6 protein-coding genes are annotated in these 7,035 nt (G+C 64.1%); 4 read left to right on the forward strand and 2 right to left on the reverse strand.

Translation table 11 applies throughout. The annotated features are described in order from the left end of the window. Positions 1 to 214: 214 nt before the first annotated feature. Positions 215 to 1,216 (forward strand): MBL fold metallo-hydrolase, encoded by a 1,002-nt coding sequence (locus QJT78_RS25970; RefSeq protein ID WP_028153053.1) that lies wholly within the window; start codon positions 215 to 217, stop codon positions 1,214 to 1,216. A 40-nt stretch (positions 1,217 to 1,256) separates the two neighbouring features. Here the strand turns inward: QJT78_RS25970 and QJT78_RS25975 are convergent, their stop codons facing one another. Continuing rightward, positions 1,257 to 1,787, reverse strand: coding sequence for a DedA family protein (locus tag QJT78_RS25975; protein WP_028153052.1), 531 nt, complete (start codon positions 1,785 to 1,787; stop codon positions 1,257 to 1,259). Positions 1,788 to 2,058: 271 nt separating this feature from the next. Here QJT78_RS25975 and parE point away from each other — a divergent pair, with 271 nt between their 5' ends. From parE to QJT78_RS25990, 3 genes are all read left to right on the forward strand, one after another. After that, the gene (gene parE / locus QJT78_RS25980; RefSeq protein WP_028153051.1) at positions 2,059 to 4,104 is read left to right on the forward strand and encodes a DNA topoisomerase IV subunit B; all 2,046 of its coding nucleotides are present in this window, start codon (positions 2,059 to 2,061) and stop codon (positions 4,102 to 4,104) included. A 426-nt stretch (positions 4,105 to 4,530) separates the two neighbouring features. Next, a complete protein-coding gene (locus QJT78_RS25985; RefSeq protein ID WP_038943632.1) occupies positions 4,531 to 5,316 on the forward strand; it encodes a membrane protein in 786 nt (261 codons plus the stop codon). A gap of 281 nt (positions 5,317 to 5,597) precedes the next feature. Next, on the forward strand, positions 5,598 to 6,416 hold the full coding sequence (locus QJT78_RS25990) for a hypothetical protein (RefSeq protein ID WP_038943631.1): 819 nt from the start codon (positions 5,598 to 5,600) through the stop codon (positions 6,414 to 6,416). Between the two features lie 88 nt (positions 6,417 to 6,504). Here QJT78_RS25990 and QJT78_RS25995 read toward each other — a convergent pair whose 3' ends face one another. Continuing rightward, on the reverse strand, positions 6,505 to 6,918 hold the full coding sequence (locus QJT78_RS25995) for a hypothetical protein (RefSeq protein WP_049807685.1): 414 nt from the start codon (positions 6,916 to 6,918) through the stop codon (positions 6,505 to 6,507). Positions 6,919 to 7,035 lie beyond the last annotated feature (117 nt).

Genomic DNA, 7,035 nt, shown 5'->3' on the forward strand with positions numbered 1-7,035 from the left:
CCAGAGGGTTCCAGGGTCAAGTCCAAATCGATGGGGCGTGACGGCTGCCGCACTCGTAACGGCAGGATGCCGCACGGGTGACGGCAGGATGCCGCACGGATGTCATCGGGGCGCAGCGGAATTTCCCCTAAGCTTGGGGGTTCCCGAGAAAGAAAGGCGCCACAACCCCGCCGGTTCGTGCCTTTCGTTCGCAACCCAGCCCCAGGACATCGCCATGACCGAGATCACCCGTCGCGCAACGCTAGCCGGCGCCGCCGCCTCGGCGCTCCTGCCCTTCGTGAAGACCTCGCCCGCGAGCGCCGCCGCGCCCCCGGCCGCAACCCAGAATGCGAGCTTCTACCGCTACAATGTCGGCACCCACCAGATCACTGTGGTCTGCGACGGCGTCGCGACCGTCAACCTGACGGACAATTACGCGGCCGGCGCCAGCAAGGACGACATCAACAAGATCTTCGCCGAGAACCATCTGCCGACCGACAAGGTCACCCACACCTTCAATCCGGTCGTCGTCAACACCGGGCCGAAGCTCGTCGTGATCGATACCGGTCTCGGGCCCGACCAGTTCACGCAGACCAAGGGCAAGGTCGGCCAGTTCCACAACAACCTTGCGGCGGCCAGCATCGACCGCGCGGCAGTCGACACCGTCATCATCTCGCACTTCCACGGCGACCACATCAACGGCCTGCTCGCGGCCGAGAACAAGCCGGCCTTCCCCAACGCCGAGATCATGGTTCCGGCAGTGGAATGGAAGTTCTGGATGGATGACGGCGAGATGAGCAAGGGGACCGGCAATCCGATCCTTGAGAGCAACTTCAAGAACATCCGCCGCGTGTTCGATGCGCTCGGCCGCAAGGTCACGCAATACGAGTCCGGCAAGGAAGTCGCGCCCGGCATCACCTCGGTGGCGAGCCCGGGCCACACGCCGGGACACAACTCCTTCATCGTCGCGTCCGGCGCGGAAAAGGTACTTGTGCAGGTCGACATCACCGCAGGCGCAGCGTTCCTGTTCGTGAAACATCCTGAATGGAACATCGCCTCCGACGTCGACAAGCCGTTGGCGCAAGAGACGCGGCGGAAGCTCTACGACATGGCGATTGCCGAGAAGATGCCGATCCAGGCCTTCCATGCCGCCTTCCCCGGTCTCGTCCGCGTCGAGAAGGAGAAGGATGGTTCGGGCTATCGCTGGATTCCATCGATCTGGAACGCCTCGCTTTAGGCTCTGCCATATGCGCTGACCGGGCCGCCGAGCTGCCCGGTCAGATCAGGTGCCAGATCCATTCCATGACCGTCGCGATCACGTCGCCGAACAGGAGCAGCGCCGCGGACCAGACCAGCGCCGAGACGAAATTGGCGATCTGAAAACTCCAATAGGGCATCTCGAAAATGCCGGCTGCGAGCGGCACCGAGGCGCGCAAGGGGCCGAAGAAACGACCGATGAAGATGCTGGGCACGCCCCAGCTCCGCACGAAGGCTTCGCCCCTAGGCAGCAGTTCCGGATAGCGTGAGAGCGGCCACATCTGCGCGACCTGCTCCTTGTAGCGATAGCCGAACCAGTATGAGACCCAGTCGCCGAGCGCAGCACCGATGCCGCCGGCGATCCAGACCGGGTAGAAGCTGATGCCGCTCGCCCCGATCAGCGCGCCGATCGCAACCAGCGCCCCCCAGGCGGGGATCAGCAGCGAGATGAAGGCCAGCGACTCCCCGAAGGCGAGCAGGAACACGATCGGGGCCGCCCAAGCCTGGTGAGCACGCACGAAATCGGCCAGTGCGTGCGCGTACTGCTCCATTCCAGATTGCCTTCCCCGCCCCGTCACGGTCCTCTCAGATAAAAGGACTGGTAAGCCAAGGACTTGTGTGACATCAAGTCACAAAGCCGGGCCTGAGCCGGGACCAGAGTCAAATTGCCGGGAATTGGTGGGGCCTGCGGCGTAAAATCGCCGGGATTGGCTCCCACCCACACCCGCCGGGCGGACCTGCGGTGACCTTTGCAGGCCAGCCGTGGCATAGTCGGCCGAACCGATTCGCCGCCATCGCGGCCATCAAAGTGCATCAAAATATATGTCCAAGCAGTTGAAGCCAAAAGCAAAAGACGATTTTTTCGGCGGCGATGAGCCGAAGTCGCGCGCGCCCGCCAAGGCGGCCTCGCGCGGGACCGGCGGCGAAGCCGACTACACTGCGGCCGATATCGAGGTGCTCGAAGGCCTGGAACCGGTGCGCCGCCGGCCGGGCATGTATATCGGCGGCACCGACGAGAAGGCGCTGCATCACCTTTTCGCCGAAGTCATCGACAACTCGATGGACGAGGCGCTGGCCGGGCACGCGACCTTCATCGGAGTCGAGCTCAGCGCCGACGGGTTCCTGACCGTCACCGACAACGGCCGCGGCATCCCGATCGATCCGCATCCGAAATTCCCGAAGAAGTCGGCGCTCGAAGTCATCATGTGCACGCTGCATTCGGGCGGCAAGTTCGACAGCAAGGTCTACGAGACTTCCGGCGGTCTGCACGGTGTCGGCATCTCCGTGGTGAACGCCCTCTCCTCGCTGCTCGAGGTCGAGGTCGCACGCAGCCAGAAACTCTACCGCATGACGTTCGAGCGCGGGCACCCGAAGGGCAAGCTCGAGGATCTCGGCAAGGTCAACAACCGCCGCGGCACCCGCGTGCGGTTCAAGCCCGACACCGACATCTTCGGCGCCAAGGCCGCGTTCAAGCCGCAGCGCCTGTTCAAGATGACGCGCTCGAAGGCCTATCTGTTCGGCGGCGTCGAGATCCGCTGGAATTGCGCACCCGAGCTCCTGAAGGGCGTCGAGGACGTGCCGGCGGAAGCGACCTTCCACTTCCCCGGCGGCCTCAAGGATTACCTCGCCGCTGCGATCCACGCCGACACGCTGGTGCATCCGGACATCTTCTCGGGCAAATCGGGCCGCAACGGCGCCCATGGCGCCTGCGAATGGGCTGTCGCCTGGACCGCGGATGCCGACGGCTTCCTGTCCTCCTACACCAACACCGTGCCGACACCCGATGGCGGCACGCACGAATCCGGCCTGCGCAGCGCGCTGCTGCGCGGCCTGAAGGATCACGCCGAGCGCGTCGGCCAGGGCAAGCGCGCGTCATCCATTACGTCGGAAGACGTGATGGTGGGCGCGGCCGTGATGCTGTCGGTGTTCGTGCGCGAGCCTGAATTCCAGGGCCAAACCAAGGATCGTCTCGCCACCGCCGAAGCGCAGCGCATCGTCGAACAGGCGATGAAGGATCCGTTCGACCACTGGCTGTCGGGCAATCCGAACATGGCCAACCGGCTGCTCGACTTCGTGATCGACCGCGCCGAGGAGCGGTTGCGCCGCCGCCAGGAAAAGGAAACGGCACGCAAGACCGCCGGCAAGAAACTGCGCCTGCCCGGCAAGCTCGCCGACTGCACCGATGCCGGCACCGAGGGCTCCGAGCTCTTCATCGTCGAGGGTGACTCGGCAGGTGGCAGCGCCAAGCAGGCCCGTGATCGCAAGACGCAAGCGGTGCTGCCGCTGCGCGGCAAGATCCTCAACGTCGCCTCGGCCGGCAAGGACAAGCTGACGGCGAACGCGCAGCTCTCCGACCTCGTGCAGGCGATCGGCTGCGGCCAGCTTTTGCAATATCGCGAAGAGGATCTGCGCTATCAGCGCATCATCATCATGACCGACGCCGACGTCGACGGCGCCCACATCGCCTCGCTCCTGATCACCTTCTTCTACCGGCAGATGCCGCGGCTGATCGACGAGGGCCACCTCTTCCTCGCGGTGCCGCCGCTCTACAAGCTGACCCATGGCACGAAGTCGATCTACGCCCGCGACGACGCGCACAAGGAGGCGTTGATCAAGAGCGAGTTCAACGCCAACGCCAAGGTAGAGGTGAACCGCTTCAAAGGCCTCGGTGAGATGATGCCGGCGCAGCTCAAGGAAACCACCATGGATCCGCGCAAGCGGACGCTGCTCAAGGTGGTCCTGCTCGCCGACGACCGCGACACCACGGCGGATTCGGTGGAGCGCCTGATGGGCACCAAGGCCGAGGCGCGCTTCGCGTTCATCTCGGACAAGGCGGAGTTTGCGAGCGAGGAGCTGCTGGACGTCTGAGGCAGTCTTCCGACGTCACGCACAAAGCCCCGGCCTCTGCCGGGGCTTTTTGTTTGCGGCTGCTCGCGGAGGCGCCCGACCAGACCGCGTCCGCTACCCGACTCATCTCGAGGCGGAACGACTCGGCCAACGCCTCACCGGCGCCAAGGCTGAGGCAGGATTGCTACCATTTCGGACAGAGCCGAATTTGCTAACGAGAAGTTACCGGAATTCGATCTTCGGAAAATGACGCAACACATTGCAATGATAGAGCTATTTCTGATTTCGAAGATCGCGCCCGAAATCGCTGCCAGGCGGCGTTTCCCGGCGACTGTGCCTGTCCGGCAACAGCATTTCGGCGGAAAGCAGCTATAGTCCGGGCATCAGATCAATCGGACTTCAGTGCGCTCGCGCCTGCCGGACAGACCAAAGCTTGGGGATTTTGAAATGAAGAAGATTTTGCTCGCACTGACCGCGGTTGCCGCGATGACCGGTTCGGCGTCGGCGGCCGATCTGGCCGCCCGTCCCTACGTGAAGGCCCCGGTTCCGGCGCCCGTCGCCAACTGGACCGGCTTCTACATCTTCGGTGGTGGTGGTGGTGGTGGCCTCTCGAACTCCGATCAGTCCGTCCAGACCACAGTCGGCGCGGTTCCGCTGACGATCGGCCAGCGCCAGGGTGGCTCGGGCTGGTTCGGCACTGTCGGTCTCGGCTACGACTGGCAGTTCAACAGCACCTGGGTCGCCGGCGTGTTCGCTGACGGTCAGTTCGGCAGCATCCGCGGCACGGTTCAGGATCCCTTCTTCGGCATCACCGGCTCGCAGAAGCTGGAAGACTCCTGGGCCGCTGGCGTGCGCCTCGGCTATCTGGTTGCTCCGAACGTTCTCTCCTACGTCAACGGCGGTTATTCCGGCGCTCACTTCGGCCAGACCAACTTCATGACGCTGGCCGGCGTTCCCGCTGGTGCCCACCTCAACAGCTATAACCGCAATGGCTGGTTCGTCGGCGGCGGCGTCGAGAACAGCCTGAACATCTTCGGCATCTCTTCGCCCGGCTGGTTCATGAAGACCGAATATCGCTCGGCCTTCTACAACGCCAAGACCCAGGACGAGCTTATCGATGGCGTTCACCTCCCGACCGGGAACAGCATCCGCGCCAACAGCTGGAACCAGACGATCTCGACCTCGCTGGTCTACCGCTTCAACTGGACCGGTCCGGTCGTCGCGAAGTACTGATCTGATCTGAAATTCGGACGTCAAAGCCCCGGCATTGTCCGGGGCTTTTTCGTTTGCGGCTTCTGTTTTGCGGAGTTCAAGGCTCGATACATCGAGAGCTCCGGTGCGCGGTGCCCCAGCGGGTCGTGCCAGTCCGGAGGCGTCGCCTGAAGCTCTGCGTTCCCAATTCATATGTACCTGACCGGCAACAGCTTTTTGGCTGGAACCGCCTATAGCTTGGTCATCCGATGACTCGAAGTTCAGCGCGCTCGCGCCGAACAGACCAAGGTTGGGATTTGATCATGAAGAAGTTTTTGCTCGCTCTGACGGCACTAGCGGCGATGACCGGTTCGGCCGCGGCGGCTGACCTTGGGGCTCGCCCCTATGTGAAGGCTCCGGCGCCCGCGCCCGTCCAGAGCTGGACCGGCTTCTACATCTTCGGCGGCGGCGGTCTGTGGTCCGCTGACAGCAACATCCAGAGCACCGGTGTTGCCGGAGGGTTCGGTGCCTTCGGACCTGCTGGCACCGCGATAACCCGCGATACGCGCCTGGGCGGCAGCGGCTGGTTTGGAACCGTCGGCGCCGGTTACGATTGGCAATTCAACGGCCGCTGGGTGGCCGGCGTGTTCGCCGACGGACAGTTCGGTGACATCAGTGGCTCGCTGACCGACCCCGCCTTCTGGCAAACTGAAGGCCGCCAAAAGCTTCGCACCAGCTACACGGCCGGCGCGCGGCTAGGCTATCTCGTTGCGCCCAATGTCCTGTCCTACATCAACGCCGGTTACTCTGGTTCGGAATGGTCAGGCACGTCGCAGACGTTTCTGGGTGTGGGACCGGGCGCGAGTACCGCGACGCAGACGACCACTGGCTCCTTCCACCGCGATGGCTTTTTCGTTGGCGGTGGCGTCGAGAACAACCTCGACATCTTCGGAATTGCTGCGCCCGGCTGGTTCATGAAAACCGAATACCGTTCGGCGTACTATGACCGCATTTCCCGGCCCACGACGTTTGCTCCGGGCAATAACTTCGGCGCGCCGGCGGTGGGTCTGACGGGCACCGCAATTACCTTCAAGCCGTGGGTCCAGACCATCAGCACGTCGCTGGTCTACCGCTTCAACTGAAGCGACCCAACTCCCGAGACAGGTCCTGATCCAGTCTGGTTAGACGTCAAAGCCCCGGCATCGTCCGGGGCTTTTCGTTGCCGGACCGTCAGCGGCTCACGCTCGCCTTCAGAGATCGGTACGCCTCTCCAAGCCGGTTCTCGATCCCCGCCCAGCCGGTCTCGGTGATCGCCTCGCCCCGCCCATCGCGAAACGCCATGGCCTCTGCCCGCGTGATGCCGAACTGCCTGATGCCGGAATCGTCCGCGCACTTGCCGTAGGTCAGCGCCGCCACGCGTGCGATGGTGAGGCCATAGTCGCGCGGGTCCGCCGCCTCGCGCCGCGCCTGCCACCAGTCAAGCTCGAGACGGACGGCCTCGTGCGCGTCGAATGCCACGGGCGTGGCCGAGGCAAAATCCCGGTAGTATCCAGCGAGCGCTGGCAGGGCCGCGTCGGCCTCCCGGCGCGACCGCGTCGGCTGGAACGTCCCGGCGGCCCCGGCGGCGCCGAGCGCGATCTGCAAGCTTCTTAGCCCGTCCTATTCGTGAGAGTGCGGCTTTTGGGCCCGATTGATGCGGCCGCACATCTTGTCTGACGAGGCGCACAGGATTGCCTTCGGCTTTTCGCCGCCTGACGACCG

Source organism: Bradyrhizobium sp. Mp27 (assembly GCF_029953005.1).
Taxonomy (GTDB): Bacteria; Pseudomonadota; Alphaproteobacteria; order Rhizobiales; family Xanthobacteraceae; genus Bradyrhizobium; species Bradyrhizobium barranii.